Genomic DNA, 26,093 nt, shown 5'->3' on the forward strand with positions numbered 1-26,093 from the left:
CATGGCTGGAGAGCGGGAGCATATCCGCGAGATCGAACAGGTATTGTCCGGCGCGCGATCGGCCCGCGACGATATCGTGGTCCAATCCTGGCTGCGCTGCATCGACACGCATCGGCTCGACCCGGCAAGGCCGACGGAAGCCTATATCGTTCCAGATACCCAGCTGCGCGAGCACCGCGAGCAGTCGGAGCGGCTGATCGCCATTGCCCGCAGCGGGTTGGAGACATTGTTCAAGCAGGTAGCGGGCCAGAACTATGTCTTGCTGCTGGCCGACGCAAAGGGCGTCACCGTCGACTTCCTCGGCGATCCGCTGTTCATGGACCAGTTGCGCACGGCCGGTCTCTATCTCGGCTCCGAATGGTCGGAGAGCCGCACCGGGACCTGTGGCGTCGGTTCCTGCATCGTCACAGGCGAGGCGATGACCATTCACCAAACCGACCATTTCGACACCACCCACACGCCACTCTCCTGCACCGCCGCGCCGATCTTCGATACCAAGGGCGAATTGACCGCCGTGCTCGACATATCGCTGCTGCGCTCGCCGCAGGCGAAGGTCAGCCAGAACCTTGCCCTTCACCTGGTGACGGCGTCGGCCCGGCGCATCGAGCTCGCCAATTTGATGGCGCAGATGCATTCGGAATGGGTGCTGCGCTTCTCCCGCTCGCCCGAATTCCTCGACGTCGATCCGGAAGCGGCCATCGCGCTCGATGGGTCAGGCCGCATCCTCGGCACGACGCGCGGCGCAGCCCTGCTTCTGGCGCAGGCCTGTGGCATCGACTGGCGGCGCTCCTCGCCGATCGGCCAGCCGATCTCGCGTTACCTCGACATGGATATCGACGACTTGCCGAATTTGACGCGCGGCCGCCCGACCGAGGAGCGTCTGGTGTTCGGCCGCAACGGCAGCGCGCTCTTCGCGCACGCCATCGAGCCGCAGCCGCCGAGCGGACGCCGCACCCCCGTCGAAGTGCTGCCTGGACCGATCGCCGAGCTTTCGGGGGGCGACCCGGCCATGGCGGCAATGCAGATCAGAGCCGCCAAGCTGGCGCGCACCACGATCCCGATCCTGATCCATGGCGAAACCGGCTCCGGCAAGGAACATCTCGCCCGTGCGCTGCATGACAGCTCCGGGCGCACCGGCCCGTTCGTGGCCATCAATTGCGCGGCCATCCCGGAACATCTGATCGAGAGCGAGCTGTTCGGACATGCCGCGGGCGCCTTTACCGGCGCCACAGCCAAGGGACGCAAGGGCCTAGTCGAGAGCGCCGACGGCGGCACGCTGTTCCTCGACGAGATCGGAGATATGCCTTACGCGCTGCAATCGCGGCTTTTGCGGGTGATCGCCGAGCGCGAACTGGTCCCCGTCGGCGGCATTGCGCCTCGGCCCGTCGACATCAAGGTCATCTCCGCCTCGCATCATGACCTGCGCCAACTTGTTGCCGAAAGCCGTTTCCGCGAGGACCTGTTCTATCGGCTCAACGCCGCCGCGCTGAGCTTGCCGGCGCTGCGCGAGCGCACCGATTTCGAATGGCTGCTGGAACGGCTGGTCGGCGAGCGCGCGCGCCTTGCCGGCCGGTCGGCAAAACTGTCGCCGGCGGCACGGCTGGCGCTGATCCGCCATGACTGGCCCGGCAACATCCGCGAACTCGTCAACGCCGTGGATCTGGCGGTGGCGCTTTGCGATAATGAGACGATCCAGCCTTCAGACTTGCCCGATTTCGCCACGTCTCGCGCGGCGCCCGCGGCCTCATCCGCAAGCCTGGTTGCGCTGCGCGCGCCCTCGCCCGAGGAAGAGCGCGGCGCCCTGCTGACCGTGCTGGCGGCAACCGGCTGGAACATTTCCGAAGCTGCACGGCGTCTCGGCGTCGACCGCACCACGGTGCATCGCCGGATGAAGCGCCTACGGCTGGAAGCGCCGAACTAACGTTGTAAGGGCTGTGGCGCGCCGTAGCGCCTGCAACAGAAACGCAACAGGCAAGACGACGGAAGAGCGTCCTAACAGATTGATTCCATTGTAATCCCTAATGAGCGTCACGATTGGCACGCCGCTTGCTACTCATGGCGCACTCTAGCAAGTGGAGGAGAACAAATGCTCGAGAGAACACCCACCACCAAGGCGCAGGCGCTGCTCGACAAGTTTGGCAACGCGCTGGAGGCCGGCGACGTCGACAGCGCCGTCAACTGCTTCCAGGCCGACTGCTACTGGCGCGACCTCGTCACCTTCACCTGGAACCTGAAGACGATGGAAGGTCAGGACCAGGTTCGCGACATGCTGCGGGCAACGCTGGCCAGCACCAAGCCGACCGGCTGGTCGGTGGCCAAGGGCGAGGAAGCGAGCGAGGACGGCGGCGTCATCACCGCTTGGATCACCTTCGAGACGAGTACGGCGCGCGGCTTTGGCCTTGTGCGGTTCAATGGCGACCTGATCTGGACCCTGCTCACCACGATGGCTGAGTTGAAAGGCCATGAGGAGAAAGCGGGCTTCACCCGCCCGCTCGGCGCCAAGCACGGACACGGCAAGGGCCGCAAGACCTGGCGTGAGGAGCGCGACGACGAGATCGCCGAGCTTGGCCACACCAAGCAGCCCTATGTCGTCATCATCGGCGGCGGCCAGGGCGGTATAGCGCTCGGCGCCCGGCTGAAGCAGCTCGGCGTGCCGGCCATCATCATCGAGAAGAACGAGCGTCCGGGCGACTCATGGCGCAGGCGCTACAAGTCGCTCTGCCTGCACGACCCGGTCTGGTACGATCACCTGCCCTATATCGATTTTCCCAAGAACTGGCCGGTCTTCGCGCCGAAAGACAAGATCGGCGACTGGCTGGAAATGTACACCAAGGTGATGGAGCTGAACTATTGGAGCTCCACCACGGCGAAATCAGCCAAATATGACGAGAAGGCCAAGGAATGGACGATCGTCGTCGAGCGCGACGGCAAGGAGATCGTGCTCAAGCCTAAGCAGCTGGTGCTGGCGACCGGCATGTCCGGCAAGGCGAACTGGCCGAAATACAAGGGCCAGGACATCTTCAAGGGCGAGCAGCAGCACTCCTCGACCCATCCCGGCCCGGACAAATACCGCGGCAAGAAGGTGGTGGTCATCGGCTCCAACAATTCGGCGCATGACATCTGCGCGGCGCTCTGGGAAGGCGGCGCCGACGTGACCATGGTGCAGCGCTCCTCCACCCATATCGTCAAATCCGACACGCTGATGGATATCGGCCTCGGGGCGCTTTATTCGGAGCAGGCAGTCGAAAACGGCATGACGACGCGCAAGGCCGACATGATCTTCGCTTCGCTCCCCTACCGCATCCTGCACGAGTTCCAGATTCCGCTTTACCAGCAGATGAAGGAGCGCGACGCGAAATTCTACGAGGACCTGGAAAAGGCAGGCTTCATGCTCGACTGGGGCGACGACGGCTCTGGTCTTTTCATGAAATACCTGCGCCGCGGCTCCGGCTATTACATCGATGTCGGCGCCTGCGACCTCGTCATCGACGGTTCGATCAAGCTGAAAAGCGGACCAGGTGCCGCGGTTGAGGAACTTACCGAAACCGGCGTCAGATTCGTCGACGGCACCGAATTGCCGGCCGACCTGGTGATCTATGCCACTGGCTACGGCTCGATGAATGGATGGGCCGCGGACCTCATCTCACAGGAGGTGGCGGACAAGGTCGGCAAGGTCTGGGGCCTCGGCTCCGCCACCACCAAGGATCCGGGTCCCTGGGAAGGCGAGCAGCGCAACATGTGGAAGCCGACGCAGCAGGAAGCGCTGTGGTTCCACGGCGGCAACCTGCACCAGTCGCGCCACTACTCGCAGTATCTGTCGCTGCAGCTCAAAGCCAGGCAGGTTGGGTTGCCGACCCCGGTCTATGGGCTGCAGGAGGTCTACCACAAGGGATAGTTGCTGCTTAGCAAAAAACCCGCGCGGCGCCTCCGTCGCGCGGGTCTTCGCTTTAGGCCCTGAGCGTCACACCTCTCGCCTTGGCCCAGCGCTCGACGATCTTGCGCTCCTCCGGCAGGGCCAGACGGTTGCCGAAACCGCGCACCTGGATCGCGCGGTTCTGCGGATCGAGCTCGATCGTCAAGAGCCGCTCGATCTTGCCCAGCGCCGCACGCCGCAGCACCCAGATCGAGGCGTTTCCGGCGATGCATTTGGCAGCGTATGTCGACACGCAGTGATGCATCGCGCGGCTCTCGGCGACCAGATCCTCAGCCGTCTTCAACTGCCGAACGAAAAAGCGCTCGCCGCGCACCTTCGCCTCCTTGGCCGAGGGCTGCCATTCCCAGTCTTCAAGGCGCGACCCGTCCCAGGCACCGCGCTCGGCCTGCGGTCCCGCGCCTCGTTGGGTGCGTCCAGCGGCGCGCCGGCGCATGGCCTCGATACGCTCGATCGCGGCGATGTCGCGATGCCAGTCCAACATCTGCCAGCGCAGCGAGGGAAGCGTACGCCCCTTCAGGCTGTAGGCCGCATCACGCTGATGCATGGCGCCGATGTAATCGCACAGATCGTCGATCTCCTCCTTCGAAGCGGGATGTCCGCAGAAGAAGCGCGCCACCTCGCGCCAGAAGCCCAGTTCGTGGCGTGGCGTGCGCGCGATCTTGGTACGGGCAAGCCGGGCCGCCAATCCCAGGTCATCCGTGTAGGACCGGGCGATCGCCAGCCAGAACGCCTCGGCGAAACCAATGTCGCCGGACACGTTGAGGAAGCAATGCACCTCCTTGCGCGACAGCCATGCGTTGGCGCCCGCCTTATAGAGCGAGTCGCCGCGCGCGACCGTCACATACCAGCCCTTGCGGAACGCAGCCTCGTTCGCGTCCAGGCCCGTGCTGTCCAGCCAGACACTCTCCAGGGCGGCGGAAACCGGATAACGAGCATAGAGATAACGAGCCGCGGCCAGCCGCAGGCGCGCGCGGTCGCGCGTCTTCAGCTTCGGACGCCACAGCGCGCCGTCGCGGATCGCCATGCCGGCAAAGCCCGAGCGTGCGTCGTCAAGCGCCCGCTCGAAATCCGGAACGGGACGCGTGGCGGCGAAAACCTGCCGCAGCCTTGCATCATAAGCTTCAATACGTTCGCGCTCGGCGTCCTGCCTGCGCTGGATCATGGACCTGGCCATGGCCGTTCTTCCCTATTGGAACCCTGTCAGCCGCACGCATTCCCAGCGTCGGCACGGATCGTGACGATCTGGATTGCGGGATCATTGACAGGTCTCCTTTCGGGGATGACGGTTGTGTGTGGCGGGCTCTCTAGGCGCGTCGCGAATTTGACGCAAGCGCCATTCTCTCAATATTTACAATGGCCTGGCGGAGTGTTGCAAAGCCGCATCTGAGGCTTTCGAGCAACCGGCATCGTTCGCGGAAAGCGCTCGGCTCGCCGTCGTTTCATTCCACGCGGTGTCGGACGCGTGGAATGAGGATAATTGCCAACCGCAGATCGCGGACGGCGCTCGCATCATCAGGAAGTGGGAGACCCGCAGCGCGGGTCAACCGGTCCGTACGCCGCGAAGGCGCAAAACGCGTGAACAAGATCTCATCGTCGCCTCCACCAAAAGCGTTGTCGGTACCGGTGCGCCCGTTGAAAGGAACTGGCCGCATGCCGGGCGCGGCTAATACATCCGTTCGAGCCCGACAGCAAGGCGCGGGATGCCCCTGGCATCGCCGAGCTTGAACGAGCCGTCTGCATCTCGCTCGTCAGGCTCGGCAAAGAAGGCAATCAGGCCCGGCGCGCAAGCATTTGCAGTGGGCAGGCGGTCGCGGCAATCGGCCGGTCGATATGCACGCAGCGCATTTTCGCCATCGAAGCAAAAACACATGGCCGTCCCCTCGCCGATTATGCTTGGCTAAGCCGCCTTTTCCGCCGCGAACTTTTTCACGACGCGCTCCAGCAACGGCACGTAATCGCGAAAAGCCCGCGTCTTCATGTCGGCAACCTTGCCGCCCTCGTCCCAGATGCGCACACGCACCGCTTCGTCGTGGAAGGGATTGCTGCGGAACTCGGCCACTTCCTCGGCATTCATCGGCCCGCCCTGCAGCGACAGCGTATGCACCGAGGCCGGCGACAGCTTGCCGAAATAGGTCGGATCGGTGGCGCAGAGATAGCGCTTGGCCGAGACGTGCAGCCTGACGCATTCGACGATCACCGGCGGAAAGAAAGGCGCCAGCACCTCGCCGCCCGCCTCGTCGTGGTGCTTGTCCTCGACGTCGTCGGGCGAATAGGTGCCGAACTCGCTGGTGTAGTGGCCGATGTCGTGCAGCAGCGCCGCCGCCACCAGTTCCTCCGGCGCTCCGTCCTGCTCGGCCAGCCACGCGCCCTGCAGCATATGCTCGGACATCGTCACGGGCTCGCCGAGATAGGATTCCGCCCCGCGGCGCTCGAAGATATCGGCGATGAATTCGACGATGTTGCCGGCGTTCAGTTCATTCGGTTTCATTCCGCCGCCTCCTTGAAACCATGCTCGATCGCGGCAAGCGTCGACAGCAGGCCGTCCTTGTCGGCGTAGCAGCCCTGCAGCCATCGCTTGCCGCTGCCCGAAAACGCCTTGCGCGCATGCATGACGCGGGTGTTGTCGACGATGAAGGATTCTCCCGCTTCGAGCTTGAAGGTCACTTCGAAGGCGGGATCCTCGATCAATTCAGCGAACCGGCGATAGGCCGCGTAATATTTGTCCATCTCGGCGAACGGCACGTCGACGGCCGGCGCCAGCGAGCGATTGTTGAAGCGGATGCAGATGAGCTCGCCATCGGGCCCAAGCTCGATCATCGGACGCTTGGACTGGAGCCGCACGTCTGACGAGCCGGCATATTCGAAGCGCGCCGGATAAGAAGAGAGCAGCCGGAAGCCGTCCGGGTTTTCCGCCTGAAGTGCCGACGCCACCGCGAACCCGTCGACGACGCTGGATTCGCCGCCTTCGACAGCGTTCTCGATGCAGGCCAGGATCTGCAGCGTCGGCACCGGGTCGCGGTAGGGATTGTCGGTATGCGCCTGCAGGCCAAGATTGGTGTAGGCGAGATTGTTCGGATTGACCTCGGCGCGCACCTCGAACCAGCGCCCGTAATTGGTCTCCCTGATATAACCGAACAGGTCGGCCACCCTGCACAGCGCGCCGGATTCGGCAGGCAGGCCGTCCATGACGGCAAAGCCGTAGCTGCGGACCGCGGCCAGCCATTGCCGCAGCACATCGCTGTCGCGGCTGGCGTCGGGATAGGCCGCGCGCGGCACGGAATTCTGCATGGTGGCGTTCGTCCAGCGCTCTATGTCGCCTCCCGTCCAGCCGGGCTCGCGAGCCTGCTGGCGATCATAGGCATGGCTGCGCAGCCAGCCGGCGGGAAAGCCGACGGTCTTGCCTTCGGGAACGAACGTGACTTCGAGCAGGTCGCCCTTGACCGAGGCCGCGCCGATCCGCGTCTCGGCCGGAATATCCAGGATGGTGATCAGCCGCTGGCCGTTTCCGGCGCTGCGCGTCTTGTCGTCCAGAGCATTGTCGCGCAGCCACATGGCGTGGAAGCGGCTCGCCGCTCCGTCCTTCCAGCCAAGCTCGATCGTTCGTCCGTCGTCGCCCAGCCTTACCGTCGTCAACATATCCCGAAAGCTCCCATCCTCTACCGTTACCGCGAGCACGGATTGCATGGTGGCTTTGCCGAAGGCATAATTCAAATTATCGTTTTGTGGGTAATGACGCAAAATTGCTGATGACTGGAAAAGCTTTCGATAGGATGCCCCCGCTCGACTGGCTGCGCAGCTTCGAGGCCGCCGCTCGCCTGTCGAACTTCACCGCCGCGGCCACCGAGCTCGGGCTCACCCAGGCCGCGGTGAGCCAGCACATCCGCTTCCTGGAAGAGCGGCTCAAGACGCGATTGTTCGCGCGCCTGCCGCGCGGCGTGGCTCTGTCGCCGGAAGGAGCCGCCTATCTCCCGCACATCCAGTCGGCATTCGCGACCATCGGCAACAGCACGAATGAGCTGTTCGAGCCGCGCGCTTTGCAAACCGTCTCGATCCGGGTTCCGATCTCGTTTGCCCTTCTGGTGTTGGTCCCGGCCCTGCCCGACCTGGCAAAAGCCCTGCCGCAAATCCGGCTCGACCTAGTGACCATCCATCGGCCGACCGATTACGACCAGCCTGGCTCTGCGCTCGACATCCGCTTCGGCAACGGATCCTTTCCCGGGCGCGAAGCCGACCGGCTGACCGTCGAGCGGCTTGTCCCGGTCGCGGCTCCAACACTCGCCCCCGGTGGCGATTGGACGTCCTTGCCGCTGCTCCTGGTGGCCGGCGCGCGCGAGATGTGGGCGGAATGGTTTGCCGCCGCGGGGCTTGCCGGCCATTCCCGCCGCTCGCATCGCTTCGACAGTTTCGCCGCCGCCTTGGAAGCGGCAAAGACCGGCGTCGGAGCGCTGCTGGGCTCCCGGCCGCTGATCGATGCCGCACTCAAGGACAATACGCTGGTCAGGCTTTCGGATTTCGAGCTTTCGAGCCCATCGGGCCATTTCCTGACCAGGCCGTCCTCGTCGCGACTGTCCGGCGCCGAGCAGGATTTCCGCCGCTGGCTTCTGTCGCGCATTGCCAAGATTTCAGGATAGCGTGGGGGCCGCCGCTCCGATCCGTTTCCAGTAAATGAGCGTGCCGGTCAGCCCACCGTGCGGCTTGAGCGCGAAATCGGGGATCTCACCGGTGAGCGTGAAACCAAGCTTCTCATAAAGCCCGGCCGCTCCCTCATCGCTCGCCGTGTCCAGCACGAGCAGCGTGCGGCCTTTCCCGACCGCCAGTTCCTCCGCGGCGCGCATCAGGCGGGTCGCGACGCCTTTGCCGCGATGGTCCCGGCCGGTCATCAGCTTGGCGATCTCGGCGCGGTGCGGCTGATTGGGCGGAAAGTCGAGGAGCAGCGTGATCGTGCCGGCAAGCGCATCGCCCCGCCATGCGCCCAACACCGCCCTTTCCCCGCGCGCGGCCGCGGCAAGCGACTTGCGCCAGAAATCCCGCGCGTCTTCCGGCGACAATGGGTGCATGAAGCTCACCGATCCGCCGGCGGCGACCGTCTCGATCAACAGATCGGTGAGCATTGCGATGGTCGCCGCATCGTCGCTCAACGCCCGGATCTCAATGGAGTTCATGCCAGTGCTCTCCATGGGTATTGGGAATGAGATCATTCGAAGTGGCTGGTTCGCTTGCGCCGGCGTGCCCGCCGGATTTCGGTGATACGGTCGGCGTCGTCCTCGCCGAGATGGCGGCCGCGCTCCAGGATCTCGATCGTGTATTCCTCATAGGTCTGTCCGAGCCGCTCGGCCCGTTCCAGCCGCATCAGCATGACGGCGTGGCTCGGCGCCTTCCAGGCCTTGTCGTGGGCGGCGCGCCAGGCAAGGAAGACATAGGCGTCGCCCTTGCCCCAGGGCGGGCCGTCATAGTCGTCGAGCGGCGGCCCGCCATTGTGCGAGCGTCTTGGCCTGCGGGACATCGGGGTCAGTCCCTGACCAGCGCCACGAGATACTCCGCCGCATCCGGTCCGGGAGCATGAAAGACGCAGTCCGAGGGCGCGCCCAGCACCAGGCAGTCGCCGGGCTCGAGCCTGTGCACCACATCGCCCTCGGTGAAATTCAGCCTTCCGTCGATCAGCCATATCTGCTGCTTGATGAAGGCGTAGGAAGCGGCCGGAAGGCTGACTTTGGCGCCTGCCGGCAGGCTGACCCTGATCAATTCCAGCGGCATCTGCGATGCCGGCGACAGATGCCGCCTGATGTAACCGGTTGCCGGATCCTGCCAGACCGGCTGCTCGTCCTTGCGTGAAACGCCGCCGCCTTGCATCTCGGCCCGCGCGATCAGCGTCGACAACGTCATGCCGAAGGCCGCCGCGATGCGCACCAGGAGCGCGGCGGTCGGACTGGTCGTGCCGCGTTCGATCGCGCTCAGCATCGCCTTCGAGACGCCCGATCGCTCGGCCAATTCGGCCAGCGACCAGCTCCTTATCGTTCTTTCCGAACGTATGCGTCTGCCGATCGTGGCTGTGATGTCATTCGATATATTGTCCATTTGTCCAATATAGCGGAATCTCGAAAACTGGGAAGAGGCTGTTCGATCGAATTGTCGCGGCTGGCTTAACGCTGCCTACACCATCCGACCTCACCTGCCTTTAACCCCGATTGGATAGGGTTCCCGCACCAGGGGAATGGGACAGGTCACCGATGTTTGTTGAACGCGAAGCCTCCGTCGGGGAACCGACCTCGCAGGAACGCCGCAACATCCAGCAGAACGACAAGCGCATTCTGGGCAATGTCGTGCAGTGCGACGGCGCGCGCGCCACCATCAGCGCCCATGCCGAAGACGCCGAAGGTGAGGTCACCGGCCTCTGGACCGTCGGCAGGATGATCTCCATCAATCTCGGCTCGACGAGAACGGTCGGCCTTGTCTATGCCATCGGCAAGTCGGACCTTCACTGGAACCACGAAGGGCAGAATCTGATCGAGGTCAACGTCGAGCTGGTCGGCGAAGTGCGCGACGGCGCCGAGCCCGGCGCCAAGCCGGTGTTCGACCGCGGCATCACCACCTATCCGCATATCGGCGCCATCGCCCACCGCATCCGCAGCCGCGACCTGCAGGCGGTCTACGACCTGGCCGGGCGCCATTCGGTGACCATCGGCACGCTGTCGCAGGATGAGTCGATCGATGCCAACATCGCCATCGACGACACGCTGGCGCGCCATTTCGCCATCGTCGGCACCACCGGCGTCGGCAAATCGACGGCGGTCTCGCTGCTCTTGCGCAAGACGATCGAGGCGCGTCCTGACCTGCGCGTGCTCATCCTCGACCCGCACAACGAGTTTGCCGCCTCGCTGCCGGAATATTGCGTCAAGGTCGATTCCAAGACGCTCGACCTGCCGTTCTGGATGTTCAGGCTGGAGGAGTTCGCCGAAGTGCTGTTTCGCGGCCGCGAGACGGTGCCCGAGGAAGTGGACGTCCTGCGCGACCTGATCCCGGCCGCTAAGAACCTCTATCGCAACCCGAATTCCGGCAGCTATATCAGGCGCGGCAGCGACGCGCTGACGGCGGACACGCCTGTGCCTTACCGCATCGCCGATCTCATCAAGCAGATCGACGAGCGCATGGGCATGCTTGAGGCCAAGAACGATCGCCCGACCCTGAAATCGCTGAAGACGCGCATCGAATCGGCCGCTGCCGACCCGCGCTACCGCTTCATGTTCAATTCGCGCCTGATCGAGGACACGATCCACGAAACGATCGGCAATATTTTCCGCGTTCCCAGCCACGGCCGGCCGGTCACGTGCTTCGAGATGGCCGGCATGCCTTCGGAAGTCGTCAACTCGGTCTGCTCGGTGCTGGCGCGCCTGGCCTTCGACCTGGCCCTGTGGAGCGAGGGGCGGCTGAGGTTGCTTTTGCTTTGCGAGGAAGCCCACCGCTATATGCCGGCCGATCCGCGTCTCGGCTTCGCGCCGACCAGGCACGCGCTGTCGCGCATCGCCAAGGAAGGCCGCAAATATGGCTGCTATCTGGGTGTCGTCACCCAGCGCCCCGGCGAGCTCGACCCGACCATCCTGTCGCAGTGCTCGACCTTTTTCGCCATGCGGCTTGCCAACGAGCAGGACCAGGCGATCATCCGCTCGGCGATCGCCGACTCCTCGGCCTCGACACTGGCCTTCCTATCCTCGATGGGGCAGCGCGAAGCCATCGCCTTCGGCGAAGGCGTGGCGACGACCATGCGGCTGAAGTTCGAGAAGCTGCCGCAACAATTCATCCCCGGCACCGCGAAGGGCGAGCAGATCGAGCCCTCCGTGGACGGCAGCGACGTCGATCTGGCCATGATCGTCGAGCGGCTTCGCAACGTGCCGAAGCCGCAGCAGTCCATGGCTTTCGCCGAGACCGTGGACTCGACTCGCCAGGCTGGCGACCCGGACTACAAGAAGCCGCCCGGTGCCGCCCCCCGTGTCCAGCCCGACGACGACTTCGACACACGCTACGGCCTGAAGCCCTCGACCTTCGGCATGCGCCAGTTCAACGATTGAGCAGCCAACCTCGGCAGGCAGGGTAAATCCCGCCAGGAAATTCGTCAGGCTGAGTCGAATGGAGTCGCTGTCGAGAACCGGAGCGGAGCGGACAAAAAGTCCGTGAGCACCGGCCTACGCCGGCCGTAGCCTTAATTTGATTGCTACGCCACTTATGAGTGCTTCGGCCGGCGAAGGCCGGAAGCGTAGAAAGCGGCTCCAGGCGGCCAGCCTCACGAATTTAGTGGTGGGATTTTAGGCGCAGACGCGGTTGCGGCCCTGCTTCTTCGCCTCATAAAGCTGGCGATCGGCGCGGCGATAGAAATCCTCCGCGCTCTCCCTGTGGTCCCAGACGGCAAGGCCGACGCTGGTGGTGACCTTGAGCCGCACATTGCCCGACATGATCGACAGGTTGGCGATCGCCTTGCGGATGCGCTCGGCGAACCGGGCGAGCAATTCGACATCCATGTTGGGGGTGACGACGGCAAACTCCTCGCCGCCCAGCCGCGCCACCACATCGTGATAGCGCGTCATGCCCCGCAGGCAGGTGGCGACGGCCCTCAGCACCTCGTCGCCGACATCGTGACCATGCGTGTCGTTGACCTGCTTGAAATGATCTAGATCGAGGATCATCAGCCCGACCGGCCTGTCGATGCGGCGAAACTCATGCAGATATTCACGCAGCGCATCGTCGAAATAGCGGCGGTTCTGCATGCCGGTGAGACCGTCGGTGAGCGCGGCCTGCTCGAGCGTCTGCGAACGGGCGCTGAGCGAGACCGTCATCGCCCTGAGCTTGCCCTCTTCCCGCACCTGGCCGCGGATCAGCGGGTAGATGAAGAAGGTGCCGAAGAACAGCGCGGTCGCCAGCAGCGCGCCGGTGACGAACAGCAATTTGTTGAGATAGATGATCTTGTCGACGCGCGATGCGGCGTCGAGGTCGGCCGCGATGTCCTGCAATTGGCCATACGCATGGAAGGTCACCAGGCCCGCGGCCAGGATCACAAAAATAAAGACGAAAAATGCGGATTCCGCCTTATGGAAACGCATCTACTCCCCGCGGCACTGCAGCCCCCTGAGGTTATGGCATGGCGGACCTTACGGACGGTTAACCGGAACAACCCTGGCGAGAATTAGAGCCGGGGATTTTAAGGTACTGATTGAAAAAGGCTTTTGGTCAGTCCAGGAGCGCCGGTTCGTCGCCCGGCCGCAGCCTGCGCCACTCCGCGCCCAACTGGTGCCTGAACCAGGTCGACTGGCGCTTGGCATATTGCCGGGTCGCGATCTTGGCGCGTTCGATCGCTTCGGGAAAACCCGACTGTCCGGCCATCGCCGCCTGCAGCTCGCGCACGCCGATCGCTTTCATCGCCGGCAGGTCGGGGTCGAGGCCGAGCGCGATGAGCTGACGCACTTCGTCGAGCGCGCCCTTGTCGAGCATCCGGTCGAAACGCGCCTCGATGCGCCGGACCAGTTGCTGCCGGTCCGGCTCGATCACCAGGAAGCGCGCGCTGTCGCGATCGATCAGCGGCCGGCCGCGCGCCGCCTGCCATTCGAGGATCGACCGCCCCGAAGCGTCCAACACTTCAAGCGCCCGCACGATACGCTGGCCATCCGTCGGCCTGAGCTGCATGGCCATAGCCGAGTCCTCGCGCATCAGCAGGCGATGCAGCCTTTCGGCCCCCTGTTCCTTGAGCTCGTACCGCCAGCGCTCGCGGACGGTCGCCGGAATGTCCGGCATGTCTGAGATGCCTTCGGCCAGCGCGCGGAAATAGAGCCCGGTGCCGCCGACGAAGACGACCGGACGGCCCGACAGCACGCCGTCTTCGATCAGCCTCGTCACGTCGCGCAGCCAGGCGCCGGTGGAATAGGCCGTGGAGGGATGCACATGGCCGTAGAGGAAATGCGGCACACGCGCCATTTCGGCAGCGCTCGGCCGTGCCGTCAGGACATCGAGCACCGAATAGCCTTGCATGGAATCGGTGTTGACGATGACGCCGCCATTGCGTTCGGCGAGATCGAGCGCCAGCGCCGACTTGCCGCTGGCGGTCGGCCCGGCTATCAGGATCGCGTTCTTGACGCGGCCTTCGCCCGCCCGCCTGCTGGAATTCTCGATGCCGCTGATCGCCACTTTAGTGTCCCGTCCGGAAGCCCGCGCCGTGCCGGCCTCGCTTGCGAATATGGCCTTGCGGGCCGTCGGCGCAAGCGCCCTTCACTGGCTGGCCGAGGACATCGCCTGCGATCTCGTTTTGCCGCAGACGCCCGATATCGGCGAAATGACCGCCAATCTGCGCGCCGCGCTGGCGTCGGAACCGGTCGACGTCATCGTCCAGCCCGCCGAAGGCAGGCGCAAGAAGATCCTGCTCGCCGACATGGATTCGACGATGATCGACCAGGAATGCATCGACGAGCTTGCCGATGAGATCGGCGTCAAGGACCACGTGGCGGCGATCACCGCGCGCTCGATGAATGGCGAGATCGCCTTCGAGCCCGCTTTGCGCGAGCGCGTCGCCCTGCTGAGGGGCCTCGATACCGCCGTGGTCGACCGCATCATCGCCAATCGGCTGACGCTCGCCGCCGGCGGCCGCGCCCTGGTGCAAACGATGCGCGCCCATGGCGCCTGGACGGCGCTGGTCTCGGGCGGCTTCGACGTCTTCACCAGCCGCATCGCCGCCATGCTGGGATTCCAGGAAAACCAGGCGAACCGGCTGATCGAGGACGGCGGTGCATTCACCGGCATGGTTGCCGAGCCGATCCTCGGCCGCGCCGCCAAGGCCGAAGCGTTGCTCGGCATCGCGAAGAGGCTCGGACTGACGACCGAGGATGCGATCGCGGTCGGCGACGGCGCCAACGATCTCGATATGATCCGGCTTGCCGGCACTGGCGTCGCGCTTCATGCCAAGCCGGCGGTGGCCGAGCAGGCCCGCATCCGCATCGATCATGGCGACCTGACCGCGCTGCTCTATCTCCAGGGCTATCGCCGGGACGATTTCGTCTTTTGAGGTCTCCGATGACGCCGATCCGCACCGAGCGCCTCATCCTGCGCAATTGGGAAGAGCGCGACCGCGAGCTTTTCCACCGCATCAACTCGGACGAGCGCGTGATGGAGTTCTTCCCGTTCCGCCGCGACCGCGCCGCGGCGGACGCCAAGATGGACGAGGTCCGCGCCTGGATCGATGAGGATGGCTACGGCTTCGCCGCGGCCGAGATTGCCGCAACCGGCGAATGCATCGGCTTCGTCGGTCTGTCCGGAACGGAAGACATCGACGTGCTGGCACGCGGCACGATCGAGATCGGCTGGCGGCTGGCGCCCGAATTCTGGGGCAAGGGCTATGTCACCGAGGCGTCGGAAGCCTGGCTCGCCTTTGGCTTCGAAACGCTTGGCGTCGACGAAATCGTATCCTTCGCGGTCGCCGGCAATCGTCGCTCCATCGCCGTCATGAAGCGGCTCGGCATGCTGGCTGATCCCGACGCCGATTTCGATCACCCGAGCGTGCCAGATACCCATCCGCATCTCAAACGCCATGTCATGTACAGGCTGTCGCGCCAGCACTGGCAGGCACGACGTATCTGATCAATGCCCCCCAGAAGGACGTTCGTCTCCGGACTGTAGTGGAGCATCCGGGACTTGATCGAGAATCCTAGCAAAATCCGCGCCGGATGCATTGCCCGCCCGTTGACGTAGGAAATCGGCCGCAGTCTCCATGGCACCGACTTTTTGTGCCACGGCCGAGGCGATCCACTGATTGAGCGAGACACCGTCCGCTTTTGCCAGACGCGCCGCCGCTTCCTTGACCGAGAGGGGCAGTTTCAAAGGATATGTTGCCTTGCTCATGTTCGAGTTCCTTCCAGCAACTCGGCTGGGCCGATGACCGGAACGCCGAAGCGAGCTTCCGCGATCAGGAAGTCTCGGCGGTTGTACGTGACCAGCGCATCTGCCCTGCCATTGACGGCCGCCTCCAGCACCATTTCATCCTTCGGGTCGGCCAACTGCGGACGCCAGAGAAAGTGCGGATCGACAGGCTCCGCCAAGGCAGCAAGGCCGGCCAGCAAGCGATCTAGCTCAACAGCTGACAGGCGGTGGATAGCCGATTGCTCCGGTCGCGACAGTACTGCTTCATATTCAAGAAACAGTGCCGTCGTCACCAGCGGCCGAACATGCCTTTCAGCGATCAACCGCAAGACTGCAAACGAAGCTCCATTTCTGCTTCGCAAGCCCGCCGTCAGAATGTTTGTATCCAGCACTATTCGCTTCACAAGCCAAGATAGTACATCCCATAGGATGTTTCAACAGACCTGCTTGCAGACCGGACTCAATCCATCCGGATCGTCACGAAGCGCAATTCGCCGGTCTTCGAAGCCAGCATCAGAAGAGCGTTCTTGCGGCCCTGCTCCTTCAGCGCGCCGATGCGGTCCATCACGTCCTTCGGAGTGCCGACCGATTCCTGCGCGATCTCGGTGATCACCTCGCCGGGCTGGATCCCGCGCTCGGCCGCCGCCGAATCCTTGGCGACATCGGTGATGACGACGCCCGACACGTCGGCCGCGATACCGAACTTCTGCCGCGTCTGATCGTTGAGCTCGCCGACCGTCATGCCGAGCACCGAGGCCGTCGATACCGGAGGCGTCGCCTTGTCGCCCTTGTTCTGGTCGGTATTGCCGTTCTCGCCGCTGGCCAGCTTCTCGCCATCCTCCAGCCGTCCGAGCGTCACCTTGACGGTCTGCTCGACGCCCTTGCGCACGATGACGACGTCGACCGCCTTGCCCACCGGGCTTTCGGCGACGACGCGCGGCAGGTCGCGCATTTCGTGGATGTCCTTGCCGTCGAACTTGATGATGACGTCACCCGCCTGCACTGAACCGTTATCGACCGGCCCGCCCTTGATGACGCCGGCCACCAGCGCGCCCTTGGCGGTCGCCATGCCGAGGCTTTCGGCGATGTCGTCCGTCACCGGCTGGATGCGCACGCCAAGCCAGCCGCGCCGCGTCTCGCCATATTGGCGGAGTTGGTCTACCACGCCCGCGGCAAGCTGCGAGGGGATCGAAAAACCGATGCCGATCGAGCCGCCCGACGGCGAGATGATCGCCGTGTTGATGCCGATGACCTCGCCCTGGGCGTTGAATAGCGGGCCGCCGGAATTGCCGCGGTTGATGGCGGCGTCCGTCTGGATGAAATCGTCATAGGGGCCGGAATTGATGTCGCGGTTGCGCGCAGAGACGATGCCGACCGTGACCGTGCCGCCCAGACCGAACGGATTGCCGATCGCCATCACCCAGTCGCCGACGCGCATCTTGGTGGAATCGCCGAATTTCACCGCCGTCAGCTTGTGGCCGTTGGGGTCGACCTTCAGCACCGCGACATCGGTCTTGGTGTCGGTGCCGACAAGCGTCGCCTTCAGCGTGACGCCGTCGGAGAAATTCACCTCGATATCGTCGGCGTCGGCGATGACGTGGTTGTTGGTGACCACGATGCCCTGCTCGGCGTCGACGACGAAGCCGGAGCCGAGCGACTGCACTTTTTGCCCGCCACCGCCCTTGTCGCCGCCACGGTTCTTGAAGAAATCATCGAAGAAATCCTGGAACGGCGAGCCCTCGGGCAGTTGCGGCATCGGCACCGCGCCCGGCCCTTCCGTGCCTTTCACCGTCTGCGAGGTCGAGATGTTGACCACCGCGCCGAGCAGGCGTTCGGCGAGATCGGCGACCGAAGGCGGCCCGTCGGAGGCGATCGTCGGCGTGACGAAGGACGGAACGGCAACAATGCCGACCGCGAATGCCGTGGCGCCGGCCAAGACCGTGCGCCGCGCCGCGCGCAACAGGGTGTCGGATATCATCATGGCCTCCCGGTGGTTCTGAAAAGGAAAAGCGCATCCGCAAAGGCGCCTGTCCCGTTCATGATGGCAAGAAATAAGGCACGTTTGCGGCTATAGCTATCGGCGAAAGATAAATCGTCAATCGCTTCGGCACCAAGGAATTTTCATTCGAGCAATTCCAGGAAAAGTGCCTTGCGGTTTTCCACCCGGAATTGCGTAATAACAAACAACTAGCCGCGGACCAGCCAGACGATGCCGACACCTATGGCGATCGCCGCCAGCCCGCCGATCCGAAGCACATTTTCCGGCGTCGACAGCACCTCGGCGGCGAGTTTCCGGGCCAAAGCCGGAAACCCTCCATAGACCAGCCCTTCGATCACCAGGACCAGGCCGATTGCCGCCAGAAAATCCTGCACCGCCCGCTACTGGGAAGCGCCGGGTTGTGTCGCAGGCGCGGCAGGTGCCGGCCCGGGCTTGCTGTCCGGGTCGCGGAAGTAGCGGAAGAACTCGGACTGGGGCGAGAGCACCATCGTCGTTCCGGTGTTGTCCAGCGCCGTGCCGTAGGCGTTCATCGAGCGGTAGAAATCGAAGAACGCCGGGTCGCGCTTGTAGGCGTCCGCGAAAGTCGCGCTGCGCTGCGCCTCGCCCTCGCCGCGCAGGATCTCCGATTCCTTCTGCGCCTCGGCGACGATCTCGACGACCTCGCGGTCGGCCCGTGCCCTGATGCGCTGAGCCGCCTCGTTGCCGCGGGCCCTCAGACGCTCGGCTTCCGCCAGGCGCTCGGCCTTCATGCGGTCATAGGTCTGCTGCGAGACCTCCGCCGTCAGATCGGTCCGGCGGATGCGCACATCCTCGATGTCGAGGCCGAGCGAGGTCGCGTCGGGGCGCAACTGGTCGCGCACCTCGCGCATCATGTTGCCGCGCTCTTCCGAAAGGGCTGCCTCGAAGTCGCGCAGGCCGTAGACACGGCGCAGCGCCGCATCGAGACGCGTCTTCAGGCGGGCCTCGGCCAGTTCGACCTGGCCGGACACCGCCGCGCGGAAGGTGCGCGGATCCGAGATGCGGTAGGCGATGAAGGCATCGACCTCGTAGAACTTGCCGCCCGAGACCTGGACGCGGATGTTGTCGAGATCGAAGCGCATCACCCGCTTCTCGACCATCTGCACGCTGTCGGCGTCGAAGAAGGCGAACGGCGCCTTGAAGTAGATTCCCGGCTCGTTCTTGACGTCGATGATCTCGCCGAACCTCAGCACGATCGCCTGCTGGCCGGCATTGACCACGAACACCGAGGAATAAAGCAAAAACAGAAGGACGGCCGCGATGACGGCGATGATGGGAAGACGGTTGGCCATCACTGGTTACCTCCCGTCGTGGCGCCCAGGGCCGGCGCCGGCTGCGCTTTCGGCTGCAATGCCGGCAGCGGCAGGTAAGGCAGAACGCCCTGACCATTGCCCTGCTCGACGACGACCTTGTTCGAGTCCTTCAGGATCCTCTCCATGGTTTCGAGATAGAGGCGCTTGCGCGTCACGTCCGGCGCCTTGGCGTATTCGTTGTAGACGGAGATGAAGCGCTGCGCCTCGCCTTCCGCCTCCTGAACGACCCGGTTCTTATAGGCCGCCGCATCTTCGCGGATCTGCGCCGCCTCGCCGCGCGCCTGGCCGAGCTTCTGGTTGGAATACTGGTTGGCCTGCTCAACGAACTTGTCCTCGTCCTGCTCGGCGCGCTGCACCTCGTCGAACGCATCGGCCACCTCACGCGGGGGTGCAGCGTCCTCGATCGAGACCGCGTTCACCTGGAGGCCGGTTTTGTAGCCGTCGAGCGTGCCCTGGATGATCTCGCGCACCGCCGTTGCGATGCCCTGGCGATCGTCGCGGAAGATGTCCTGCGCCGGACGCCGGCCGACGACTTCGCGCATGGCGCTCTCGGCCACCTGGGTCAGCATGCCGTCGGGATCGGAGACGTCGAACAGATAGGCCCTGGGATCGGAGACCTGGTAGGCGACCGAGAACTGCACGTTGACGATGTTCTGGTCGCCAGACAGCATCAGCCCGGAGCCGCTGGCCGCGCCGCCGCCGATGCTGACGAGCTGCTCGGAGATCTTGGCGGTTTCGACCGTCTCGATCGGCCACCAGTGGAAATGCAGGCCGGGCTGCGAAAGCTCGGTCTTCGGCTGGCCGAAGCGCAGTTCGACGGCAACCTCGTCGGGCTGCACGGTGTAGATCGCCTTGAACGCCCACAGCACGATGAGGGCCAGCGCGATCAGCCCGAGCACGGCCGGGCTGGCGCCGCCACCGCCCGGAAGCGCGCGCCGCAGCCTGTCCTGGCCGCGGCGGATGATGTCCTCGAGATCGGGAGGCGAACCCTGCGGGCCGCTTGGCCCTTTAGGTCCCTGCCCCCAGGGGCCCTGATTGCCGCCGCCGCCCCATGGGCCGCCGCCACCGCTCTTGTCGTTCCAGGGCATGAATGTCCTTTCGCTTCGGTTCCCTCAGGCCTTGCGGCGCAATCCTAACGCATGACCCGGAAAACCCATATCGGTTTTCGACAAGGAATCCTGCGCCAAAATCAAAGTATTACGGCGGCCTCTTGTGCGTCTGGTTGGACGCGAGCCGCTGCAACACTGTTCTTCTATAGGGACGCCTTGACCCGCTTTCAACGCGATGTGCCATCGTCGACGTGCGATTTGGATCGGTAGCGACCCTTTGTCGTCGTCAACGATCGTCGCGTCGGCGCTCGTACACCGTATAACGCGTCGCGTGGCTGTCCTTCTCGCCGGCGGGAAAATCCTCGGCGCTGACGACTTGCCAGATGCTTGGGTCGATCGGCGGGAAATGCGCGTCGCCATCGACGCTTGCCAGCACATGGGTCACATGCAGCCGGTCGGCAAGCGGCAAGGCCTGGGCATAGATCTCGCCGCCGCCGACCACGCAGATCTCCTCCGCCCCCGCCATGCAGCGGCCGCGCACCTTAGCCAGCGCGATCGCGTCATCCAGCGAGTGGGCCACCTCTATGCCTTCGGCGCGCCAGGCCTTGTCGCGCGTCACCACGATGTTGAGCCGGCCGGGCAGCGGCCGGCCGATGCCCTCATAGGTCTTGCGGCCCATGATGATCGGCTTGCCCATCGTGTCGGCCTTGAAGCGCTTGAGATCGGTGGAGAGCCGCCAAGGCAGGCCGCCCTCTCGGCCGATCACGCCGTTTTCGGCGATGGCGACATAGATCGCGATGTCCATCAGCCGCCATTCCCGCTATTGTCCGACGGCTCCAGCAGCAGGATGTCGATATCGTGCTCGGGATAAAAATCCTTCGCGGTGATCTCGAACGTCGTCGGCCCGACCTTTTTGACGTTGTCGCCGCAAAACGATGTCAGGGCCTTCGGATTGCCCTTGTCGATCGTCAGCTTGAAATTGCCGATGGTGCCGGACGCCCAGTTGCCCCCCGTGGTCAGGATGTAGGCGATCCGGCTCTCGTAATATTTCGCGGAGCCGTCGGGATTTTCCTTCACGGCCTTGCGCACCGCGTTCTCGAAAGCGCCGTCCATGCAGTAGCGGGTCTTGTAGGCCGCATACTGGCCCTGGAACTGGCCGTCATAGAAGAAGCTGACCGAGGAGGTGCCGCCGACGCTGGGCTTGTAGTGGTGCGAGACATGAACCTCCTTGTTGGCCGGGAAGGTCGAGCGCCACCAGTAAGTCGAGCGCAATTGCCAGAAGGGCACATAGGTGGTCTGCATGCCCGAACCGTCATCGGAGGTATCCTCGATGATGATGCCGCGGTCTTCCCAGTCCTTGGTGACATCCTTGGGCAGCTTCGCCAGCGCCGCCGTGGCGGCATCGCCGAACGGATAGAGCGGCACGTTCTGCGCCTTGAGGTCGGCGGTGATGTCGATGCCCAGCGCAAACGCTCTTTGCTCGAGCTGAGGCTTGGCGTCGACGCCGTCGATCGTCACCTCGAAGCCGAGGAAATTGTCGCTCTGCGCTTCCGGGATCGCCGGCATCTCGTTGGGGTCGCCTTCGATGTCGGGCATCGGGAACGCGACGATGGAGCTGACATCCTTGTCGGTGTTGTTGCGGAACACGTAATCGACCGTCACCTTCTCCGGCGAGATGAAAAGATCCTCGCTTTGCATGGCGACGGCGTCGCTGCGCGACAGGATCAGTCCGCCGGTACCAAGCTCGGCGACGGAGTCATTGGCGAAGGCCGGAGCGGCCATGATTGCCAGCGCTGCGGTCAGTACGGTGCGTAACATGGACCCCTCCTCTGTGCCGCGATACCGGGATGACCGGATGCGTTCTTCCATCTACCCGTTTCAAGGTAGCGTTTCAAAGCCCTTCGTCACCGGATACGGGTACTTCTGGACACCGCGCCGCCGATCGGGCAGGAGATCGCCATGCGCAAGCTTCTCGTCATCGGCATCGGCGCCGGCAATCCCGACCACATGACGGTCCAGGCCATCGACGGCCTGAACCGCGCCGACGTGCTGTTCATTCCCGACAAGGGAGAGAAGAAGAACGATCTTGCCGATTTGCGCCGGCAGATCTGCGACCGCTTCGTCACCAATCCGAAATCGCGCCGCGTCGAGTTCGATGTGCCGGTTCGGGCCGAGCCGACATCGTCTTACCGGACAACCGTCGACGACTGGCACGAGGCGATCGCTGAAATCTACGAGACCTTGATCCGCGACGAGCTTGCCGAAGACGGCTGCGGCGCGTTCCTGATCTGGGGCGACCCGTCGCTTTATGACAGCGCGCTGCGCATCCTCGAGCGCGTGCGCCTCAGAGGTAATGTCGGTTTCGAGCTCGAAGTCATCCCCGGCATCACCGCGATCCAGGCGCTGGCCGCCGCCCACGCGACCGCGCTCAACCGCATCGGCGATTCGATCCTGGTCACCACCGGGCGGCGGCTGACCGAAGAAGGGCTGCCCGCGAATGCCGGCTCCACGGTCGTCATGCTCGACGGCAAATGCGCCTTCAACACGCTTGCCGACAAGGACGTCCTCATCCAATGGGGTGCCTATCTCGGCACGCCGGACGAGATCGTCATCTGCGGCCGGCTGCGCGATGTCGGCGCCGAGATCGAGAAGGTGCGTGAGGAGGCCCGGCGAAGGAAGGGCTGGATCATGGACACCTATCTGCTGAGGAAGCCCGGCGAGCCCGCAGAATAACCCGATCAGCCCGCATCGATCTCCGCCTGCAGGGCCTGCATGTGGACGGCTGCGGCCGATGACGCGGCCCGCTCTATGGCCCGGAAGCGGCTGACCACGGCAAGGCCCACCGATGTCAGTTGCGCGCCGCCGCCTTTGCGGCCGCCGGTCTGCGCTGCGACCAGCGGCTTGCCGAAGACGCGGTTCATATCCTCGACCAGGTCCCAGGCATGCTTGTAGGACATCTCCATGCCGCGCGCCGCGGCCGAGATCGAGCCGAAGGCGGCGATCTGTTCCAGGAGTTCGATCTTGCCCGGGCCAATCCGGCCATCGGGGTCGAGATTTATCCGCAGGCTGAGCGACGGCATTTCATCTCCTCGGATTTCACGGCACGACAATAGTCCCTGCGGAAGGGAAGCGCTATTCCAAATATACATAGCGACATGATCGAGCTCCTCAGACATCGGCTTCGGCCGGCAGGCCGGCGCCGGTGTTTGCGCGATCGAAGCTCACGGTCTTGATGACCGCGAAAACCTGGCTTCCCAGCTTGAGGCCAAGCGCCTGCCGCGATTGCTCGGTGATCCGAGCGACCACGACCGCGCCGTGGCAATCGATGCCGATCTCTACCTCGGGGCCCTCGCCCGGCTTCATGCTGACGATCGTTCCCGACAGGATGTTGAGCGCGCTGAGGCCAGCTGGCCTCTCGATGGCGACCATCACATCGCGGGCGCGAATGCGGATGCGAACTGGAGCGCCGGCCGCCCGCGCCAGTCTCGGCACGCGGATGTCGCCGGCCTGCGAGGCAAGCACCGTCATGCCGAAAGCCTCGTCGTGTTGCAGAACCTTGGTGTCGAGCACCGCCCCGCCTTCGCCGCGCTCTTCCGCCGGCAGCAGGTCGAGCCGCTGCATGATCGCCTCCGTCAAGCCCGCGGCCGAGACCTTGCCCTGTGAAAGCACAACCACGTCGCTTGCCAGGCGCGCCACCTCGGCGACGGAATGGCTGACATAGACGATCGGGATCTTGGTCTCGTCGCGTAGCCGTTCGATATAAGGCAGGATCTCAGCCTTGCGCCCCTCGTCGAGCGAGGCGAGCGGCTCGTCCATCAGGAGCAGCTTCGGGCTGGCAAGCAGCGCGCGGCCGATGGCGACACGCTGCTTTTCACCGCCCGACAGTTTCGCCGGCCGTCGGTCGAGCAAGTGACCGATGCCGAGCAATTCGACCACCGCATCCATTTTGGCGTAGCGTTCGGAAGCCGGCGTGAACCAGCGGCCGTAGCGCAGATTGCCGGCGACGCTCATATGCGGGAACAGCCGCGCATCCTGGAACACCATGCCGATCCGCCGCTTGTGCGTGGGCACGAAGATCCGCGCGGCGGTGTCGACGAGCACGCGTCCGTCGACCGAAATGCGCCCCTTATGCGGACGAACCAGGCCCGCGATCAGGTTGATCAACGTCGACTTGCCCGAGCCGGAGGGACCGAACAGCGCCGTCAGCCGGCCGGCACTCTCGAAACGCGCTTCCAGAGCGAAATCGCCGAGGCGATGGCTGATGTCGACCGAGAGCGTCATTCGATATCCATCCGCCGGCCGACGCGCCGCGCCAGCACTTCCGAGGCGAGGAGCGCCACCATCGAGATGGCGATCGAGATCAGCGTCAGCCTGAGCGCGCCTTCGTCGCCGCCTGGCACCTGCGTGAAGGTGTAGATCGCCGAGGGCAGCGTCTGCGTTTCGTTGGGGATATTGGAGACGAAGGTGATGGTGGCGCCGAATTCGCCCATCGCCTTGGCGAAGGAAAGGATCGCGCTGGCGATCAGGCCGGGCAGGATCAGCGGCAGGGTGATGGTGGCGAACACCCAGAGCGGATTGGCGCCGAGCGTGCCGGCGGCCGCCTCCATCTTGCGGTCGACAGCCTCGATCGACAGCCTGATGGCTCGCACCATCAGCGGAAAGCCCATGACCCCGCAGGCCAGCGCCGCGCCCGTCCAGCGGAAGGAGAAGACGATGCCGAAATGCTCGGCAAGGAAGGCGCCGGCGGGCCCGCGCCGACCGAAGGTGAGCAACAAAAGATAGCCGGTCACCACTGGCGGCAGGATCAGCGGCAGGTGCACCAACCCGTTGATCAGGGTCTTGCCCCAGAAACGCCCCCGCGCGAGCAGGAGCGCTATCAGAATGCCGGGCGGCAGGCTGGCGATCATCGCCACCGTAGCCACCTTGATCGACAGCCGGACCGCATTCCATTCGTCGGGAGTGAGGTCCAGCAGCCAGTTCATGTCAACGTTGCGCGGTCTTTCTCAGTTGCTCGGCGCGAGCACCGTGAAACCCTGCTCCTTGAACAGCTCGGCGGCCTTGGCCGACTCGACGCATTTCAGGAAGGCAGCCGTATCCTTGTCCTTCGAATCGGCGGTCTGGGCAATCGGGTAGATGATCGGCGGGTGCGAATTTTCCGGGAAGGTGCCGACGACCTTGACGCCCTTTTCGGCGTGCGCGTCGGTGGCGTAGACGATGCCCAGCGCCGCCTCGCCTGTCGACACCAGCTTCAACGCTGCGCGCACATTCTCCGCCTGCGCGACCTTGCCCTCGACCGACGACCAGACGCCCAGCGATTCCAGCGCCGCCTTGCCGTATTTGCCGGCCGGAACGGCCTTGAAATCGCCCATGGCAAGCTTGCCGTCGCCGATCAGCTTGGCGAGGTCGAAGCCCTTCTCGACCTTGGTCTCAACCTTGGAATCCTTCGGCGCAACCAGCACGATCTGGTTGCCAAGCAGTTTCACTTCGGTGTCAGGCTTGGTCAGCTTCTTGTCGGAGAGATATTTCATCCAGTCGAGGTCGGCCGAGACGAACACGTCGGCCGGCGCACCGCCTTCAATCTGCTTGGCGAGCGCCGAGCTCGCCGCGTAGGAAATGGTGGCGGCTTCGCCGACTTCCGGCTCGCAGGCCTTGTTGACGGCGTCGAGCGCGTCCTTGAGGCTCGCCGCGGCGAAGACGACCACCTTGTCCTCGGCATGAGCCGCCGGAACCGCCGCCATCAGCATTGCCGTGAAACCTCCAATAGCGATCGCCTTCAACCCAAAACCCTTGCCCGTCATGAAGTCTCTCCCTGGTTTCAAAACCGTACGGCCCAAAGCCTCGAACCGATATATCCGTATGAACATAACAAGGGAAGGCTTTTTACCTGCCAC

General features: G+C 64.3%; 27 protein-coding genes. 7 read left to right on the top strand and 20 right to left on the bottom strand.

Going from position 1 to position 26,093, the window contains the following annotated elements:
* Position 1: 1 nt before the first annotated feature.
* On the top strand, positions 2-1,921 hold the full coding sequence (locus tag RFM41_RS17360) for a sigma-54-dependent Fis family transcriptional regulator (protein ID WP_320248160.1): 1,920 nt from the start codon (positions 2-4) through the stop codon (positions 1,919-1,921).
* Between the two features lie 165 nt (positions 1,922-2,086).
* Positions 2,087-3,895, top strand: a complete 1,809-nt coding sequence (locus RFM41_RS17365; protein WP_320248159.1) for an NAD(P)-binding domain-containing protein — start codon at positions 2,087-2,089, stop codon at positions 3,893-3,895.
* 52 nt (positions 3,896-3,947) lie between these two features.
* Here RFM41_RS17365 and RFM41_RS17370 read toward each other — a convergent pair whose 3' ends face one another.
* From RFM41_RS17370 to tmpA, 3 genes are all read right to left on the bottom strand, one after another.
* On the bottom strand, positions 3,948-5,108 hold the full coding sequence (locus tag RFM41_RS17370) for a PcfJ domain-containing protein (RefSeq protein ID WP_320248158.1): 1,161 nt from the start codon (positions 5,106-5,108) through the stop codon (positions 3,948-3,950).
* 723 nt (positions 5,109-5,831) lie between these two features.
* Positions 5,832-6,422 (bottom strand): (R)-1-hydroxy-2-trimethylaminoethylphosphonate oxygenase, encoded by a 591-nt coding sequence (gene tmpB / locus RFM41_RS17375; protein WP_320248157.1) that lies wholly within the window; start codon positions 6,420-6,422, stop codon positions 5,832-5,834.
* The gene (gene tmpA / locus RFM41_RS17380) at positions 6,419-7,570 is read right to left on the bottom strand and encodes a 2-trimethylaminoethylphosphonate dioxygenase (protein WP_320248156.1); all 1,152 of its coding nucleotides are present in this window, start codon (positions 7,568-7,570) and stop codon (positions 6,419-6,421) included. The genes tmpB and tmpA overlap by 4 nt, the downstream gene beginning before the upstream one ends.
* Positions 7,571-7,680: 110 nt before the next feature.
* Here tmpA and RFM41_RS17385 point away from each other — a divergent pair, with 110 nt between their 5' ends.
* Positions 7,681-8,565 carry a LysR family transcriptional regulator gene (locus RFM41_RS17385; RefSeq protein ID WP_320248155.1) on the top strand — a complete coding sequence of 295 codons (885 nt, stop codon included), beginning with the start codon at positions 7,681-7,683 and terminating at the stop codon, positions 8,563-8,565.
* Here RFM41_RS17385 and RFM41_RS17390 read toward each other — a convergent pair.
* The 3 genes from RFM41_RS17390 to RFM41_RS17400 are packed head-to-tail and all read right to left on the bottom strand — an operon-like array spanning position 8,557 to position 10,009.
* Positions 8,557-9,096 carry a GNAT family N-acetyltransferase gene (locus tag RFM41_RS17390; protein WP_320248154.1) on the bottom strand — a complete coding sequence of 180 codons (540 nt, stop codon included), beginning with the start codon at positions 9,094-9,096 and terminating at the stop codon, positions 8,557-8,559. The two genes, RFM41_RS17385 and RFM41_RS17390, sit on opposite strands and share 9 nt — an antisense overlap.
* A 32-nt stretch (positions 9,097-9,128) precedes the next feature.
* Complete coding sequence (locus RFM41_RS17395; RefSeq protein ID WP_320248152.1) at positions 9,129-9,437, bottom strand: hypothetical protein; 309 nt, start codon at positions 9,435-9,437, stop codon at positions 9,129-9,131.
* A 5-nt stretch (positions 9,438-9,442) separates the two neighbouring features.
* Positions 9,443-10,009: a helix-turn-helix domain-containing protein gene (locus RFM41_RS17400; RefSeq protein WP_320248150.1), complete on the bottom strand. Its 567-nt coding sequence runs from the start codon at positions 10,007-10,009 to the stop codon at positions 9,443-9,445.
* Positions 10,010-10,161: 152 nt separating this feature from the next.
* Between RFM41_RS17400 and RFM41_RS17405 the strand changes: the two genes are divergently transcribed.
* Positions 10,162-11,997 (top strand): ATP-binding protein, encoded by a 1,836-nt coding sequence (locus tag RFM41_RS17405; RefSeq protein WP_320248148.1) that lies wholly within the window; start codon positions 10,162-10,164, stop codon positions 11,995-11,997.
* 234 nt (positions 11,998-12,231) lie between these two features.
* Here RFM41_RS17405 and RFM41_RS17410 read toward each other — a convergent pair whose 3' ends face one another.
* Both RFM41_RS17410 and miaA read right to left on the bottom strand, forming a co-directional pair.
* On the bottom strand, positions 12,232-13,023 hold the full coding sequence (locus tag RFM41_RS17410; protein WP_320248146.1) for a GGDEF domain-containing protein: 792 nt from the start codon (positions 13,021-13,023) through the stop codon (positions 12,232-12,234).
* A 127-nt stretch (positions 13,024-13,150) separates the two neighbouring features.
* Positions 13,151-14,095 carry a tRNA (adenosine(37)-N6)-dimethylallyltransferase MiaA gene (gene miaA, locus RFM41_RS17415; RefSeq protein WP_320248766.1) on the bottom strand — a complete coding sequence of 315 codons (945 nt, stop codon included), beginning with the start codon at positions 14,093-14,095 and terminating at the stop codon, positions 13,151-13,153.
* Here miaA and serB point away from each other — a divergent pair.
* Both serB and RFM41_RS17425 read left to right on the top strand, forming a co-directional pair.
* Positions 14,085-14,972, top strand: coding sequence for a phosphoserine phosphatase SerB (serB, locus tag RFM41_RS17420; RefSeq protein WP_320248144.1), 888 nt, complete (start codon positions 14,085-14,087; stop codon positions 14,970-14,972). The two genes, miaA and serB, sit on opposite strands and share 11 nt — an antisense overlap.
* An 8-nt stretch (positions 14,973-14,980) precedes the next feature.
* Entirely contained in the window at positions 14,981-15,544 is a 564-nt protein-coding gene (locus tag RFM41_RS17425) for a GNAT family N-acetyltransferase (RefSeq protein WP_320248142.1), read from the top strand.
* Here RFM41_RS17425 and RFM41_RS17430 read toward each other — a convergent pair whose 3' ends face one another.
* The 8 genes from RFM41_RS17430 to RFM41_RS17465 form a co-directional block, all read right to left on the bottom strand.
* A complete protein-coding gene (locus tag RFM41_RS17430; protein WP_320248140.1) occupies positions 15,545-15,805 on the bottom strand; it encodes a pilus assembly protein HicB in 261 nt (86 codons plus the stop codon).
* Positions 15,802-16,215, bottom strand: coding sequence for a putative toxin-antitoxin system toxin component, PIN family (locus tag RFM41_RS17435; RefSeq protein ID WP_320248138.1), 414 nt, complete (start codon positions 16,213-16,215; stop codon positions 15,802-15,804). The genes RFM41_RS17430 and RFM41_RS17435 overlap by 4 nt, the downstream gene beginning before the upstream one ends.
* Positions 16,216-16,283: 68 nt before the next feature.
* Positions 16,284-17,801 (bottom strand): DegQ family serine endoprotease, encoded by a 1,518-nt coding sequence (locus tag RFM41_RS17440; protein ID WP_320248136.1) that lies wholly within the window; start codon positions 17,799-17,801, stop codon positions 16,284-16,286.
* Between the two features lie 209 nt (positions 17,802-18,010).
* The gene (locus tag RFM41_RS17445; RefSeq protein ID WP_320248134.1) at positions 18,011-18,196 is read right to left on the bottom strand and encodes a DUF2065 domain-containing protein; all 186 of its coding nucleotides are present in this window, start codon (positions 18,194-18,196) and stop codon (positions 18,011-18,013) included.
* A gap of 6 nt (positions 18,197-18,202) precedes the next feature.
* Positions 18,203-19,132: a protease modulator HflC gene (hflC, locus tag RFM41_RS17450; protein ID WP_320248132.1), complete on the bottom strand. Its 930-nt coding sequence runs from the start codon at positions 19,130-19,132 to the stop codon at positions 18,203-18,205.
* A complete protein-coding gene (gene hflK, locus RFM41_RS17455; protein WP_320248130.1) occupies positions 19,132-20,241 on the bottom strand; it encodes an FtsH protease activity modulator HflK in 1,110 nt (369 codons plus the stop codon). The genes hflC and hflK overlap by 1 nt, the downstream gene beginning before the upstream one ends.
* Positions 20,242-20,488: 247 nt before the next feature.
* Positions 20,489-21,007: a dihydrofolate reductase gene (locus tag RFM41_RS17460; RefSeq protein WP_224545409.1), complete on the bottom strand. Its 519-nt coding sequence runs from the start codon at positions 21,005-21,007 to the stop codon at positions 20,489-20,491.
* Positions 21,007-22,020 (bottom strand): DUF4424 domain-containing protein, encoded by a 1,014-nt coding sequence (locus RFM41_RS17465; protein WP_320248127.1) that lies wholly within the window; start codon positions 22,018-22,020, stop codon positions 21,007-21,009. The genes RFM41_RS17460 and RFM41_RS17465 overlap by 1 nt, the downstream gene beginning before the upstream one ends.
* 141 nt (positions 22,021-22,161) lie before the next feature.
* On the opposite strand from RFM41_RS17465, the gene cobF reads away from it, so the two are divergent.
* A complete protein-coding gene (gene cobF / locus RFM41_RS17470) occupies positions 22,162-22,935 on the top strand; it encodes a precorrin-6A synthase (deacetylating) (RefSeq protein WP_320248126.1) in 774 nt (257 codons plus the stop codon).
* Positions 22,936-22,940: 5 nt separating this feature from the next.
* On the opposite strand, the gene RFM41_RS17475 is transcribed toward cobF, so the two are convergent.
* The 4 genes from RFM41_RS17475 to modA all read right to left on the bottom strand — a co-directional run bounded on the left by RFM41_RS17475 (position 22,941) and on the right by modA (position 26,000).
* Positions 22,941-23,282 carry a winged helix-turn-helix domain-containing protein gene (locus RFM41_RS17475; RefSeq protein ID WP_040982165.1) on the bottom strand — a complete coding sequence of 114 codons (342 nt, stop codon included), beginning with the start codon at positions 23,280-23,282 and terminating at the stop codon, positions 22,941-22,943.
* A gap of 88 nt (positions 23,283-23,370) precedes the next feature.
* A complete protein-coding gene (modC, locus tag RFM41_RS17480) occupies positions 23,371-24,483 on the bottom strand; it encodes a molybdenum ABC transporter ATP-binding protein (RefSeq protein ID WP_320248125.1) in 1,113 nt (370 codons plus the stop codon).
* Complete coding sequence (gene modB / locus RFM41_RS17485) at positions 24,480-25,184, bottom strand: molybdate ABC transporter permease subunit (RefSeq protein ID WP_320248123.1); 705 nt, start codon at positions 25,182-25,184, stop codon at positions 24,480-24,482. The genes modC and modB overlap by 4 nt, the downstream gene beginning before the upstream one ends.
* Positions 25,185-25,205: 21 nt before the next feature.
* Positions 25,206-26,000, bottom strand: coding sequence for a molybdate ABC transporter substrate-binding protein (gene modA, locus RFM41_RS17490; RefSeq protein ID WP_320248121.1), 795 nt, complete (start codon positions 25,998-26,000; stop codon positions 25,206-25,208).
* Between the last annotated feature and the right edge of the window lie 93 nt (positions 26,001-26,093).

Source organism: Mesorhizobium vachelliae (assembly GCF_033977325.1).
GTDB lineage: Bacteria > Pseudomonadota > Alphaproteobacteria > Rhizobiales > Rhizobiaceae > Mesorhizobium > Mesorhizobium vachelliae.

Bases quoted from the DNA above. Each gene is read 5' to 3' on its own strand.
- modC (WP_320248125.1), bottom strand. From the start codon at position 24,483: ATGACGCTCTCGGTCGACATCAGCCATCGCCTCGGCGATTTCGCTCTG.
- RFM41_RS17405 (WP_320248148.1), top strand. From the start codon at position 10,162: ATGTTTGTTGAACGCGAAGCCTCCGTCGGGGAACCGACCTCGCAGGAA.
- RFM41_RS17475 (WP_040982165.1), bottom strand. From the start codon at position 23,282: ATGCCGTCGCTCAGCCTGCGGATAAATCTCGACCCCGATGGCCGGATT.
- RFM41_RS17465 (WP_320248127.1), bottom strand. From the start codon at position 22,020: ATGTTACGCACCGTACTGACCGCAGCGCTGGCAATCATGGCCGCTCCG.
- RFM41_RS17370 (WP_320248158.1), bottom strand. From the start codon at position 5,108: ATGGCCAGGTCCATGATCCAGCGCAGGCAGGACGCCGAGCGCGAACGT.
- RFM41_RS17360 (WP_320248160.1), top strand. From the start codon at position 2: ATGGCTGGAGAGCGGGAGCATATCCGCGAGATCGAACAGGTATTGTCC.
- tmpA (WP_320248156.1), bottom strand. From the start codon at position 7,570: ATGTTGACGACGGTAAGGCTGGGCGACGACGGACGAACGATCGAGCTT.
- RFM41_RS17430 (WP_320248140.1), bottom strand. From the start codon at position 15,805: ATGAGCAAGGCAACATATCCTTTGAAACTGCCCCTCTCGGTCAAGGAA.
- RFM41_RS17385 (WP_320248155.1), top strand. From the start codon at position 7,681: ATGACTGGAAAAGCTTTCGATAGGATGCCCCCGCTCGACTGGCTGCGC.
- RFM41_RS17410 (WP_320248146.1), bottom strand. From the start codon at position 13,023: ATGCGTTTCCATAAGGCGGAATCCGCATTTTTCGTCTTTATTTTTGTG.
- RFM41_RS17460 (WP_224545409.1), bottom strand. From the start codon at position 21,007: ATGGACATCGCGATCTATGTCGCCATCGCCGAAAACGGCGTGATCGGC.
- RFM41_RS17400 (WP_320248150.1), bottom strand. From the start codon at position 10,009: ATGGACAATATATCGAATGACATCACAGCCACGATCGGCAGACGCATA.
- RFM41_RS17390 (WP_320248154.1), bottom strand. From the start codon at position 9,096: ATGAACTCCATTGAGATCCGGGCGTTGAGCGACGATGCGGCGACCATC.
- RFM41_RS17395 (WP_320248152.1), bottom strand. From the start codon at position 9,437: ATGTCCCGCAGGCCAAGACGCTCGCACAATGGCGGGCCGCCGCTCGAC.
- cobF (WP_320248126.1), top strand. From the start codon at position 22,162: ATGCGCAAGCTTCTCGTCATCGGCATCGGCGCCGGCAATCCCGACCAC.
- hflC (WP_320248132.1), bottom strand. From the start codon at position 19,132: ATGGCCAACCGTCTTCCCATCATCGCCGTCATCGCGGCCGTCCTTCTG.
- RFM41_RS17425 (WP_320248142.1), top strand. From the start codon at position 14,981: ATGACGCCGATCCGCACCGAGCGCCTCATCCTGCGCAATTGGGAAGAG.
- modA (WP_320248121.1), bottom strand. From the start codon at position 26,000: ATGACGGGCAAGGGTTTTGGGTTGAAGGCGATCGCTATTGGAGGTTTC.
- serB (WP_320248144.1), top strand. From the start codon at position 14,085: ATGCCGCTGATCGCCACTTTAGTGTCCCGTCCGGAAGCCCGCGCCGTG.
- tmpB (WP_320248157.1), bottom strand. From the start codon at position 6,422: ATGAAACCGAATGAACTGAACGCCGGCAACATCGTCGAATTCATCGCC.
- modB (WP_320248123.1), bottom strand. From the start codon at position 25,184: ATGAACTGGCTGCTGGACCTCACTCCCGACGAATGGAATGCGGTCCGG.
- RFM41_RS17440 (WP_320248136.1), bottom strand. From the start codon at position 17,801: ATGATATCCGACACCCTGTTGCGCGCGGCGCGGCGCACGGTCTTGGCC.
- hflK (WP_320248130.1), bottom strand. From the start codon at position 20,241: ATGCCCTGGAACGACAAGAGCGGTGGCGGCGGCCCATGGGGCGGCGGC.
- RFM41_RS17365 (WP_320248159.1), top strand. From the start codon at position 2,087: ATGCTCGAGAGAACACCCACCACCAAGGCGCAGGCGCTGCTCGACAAG.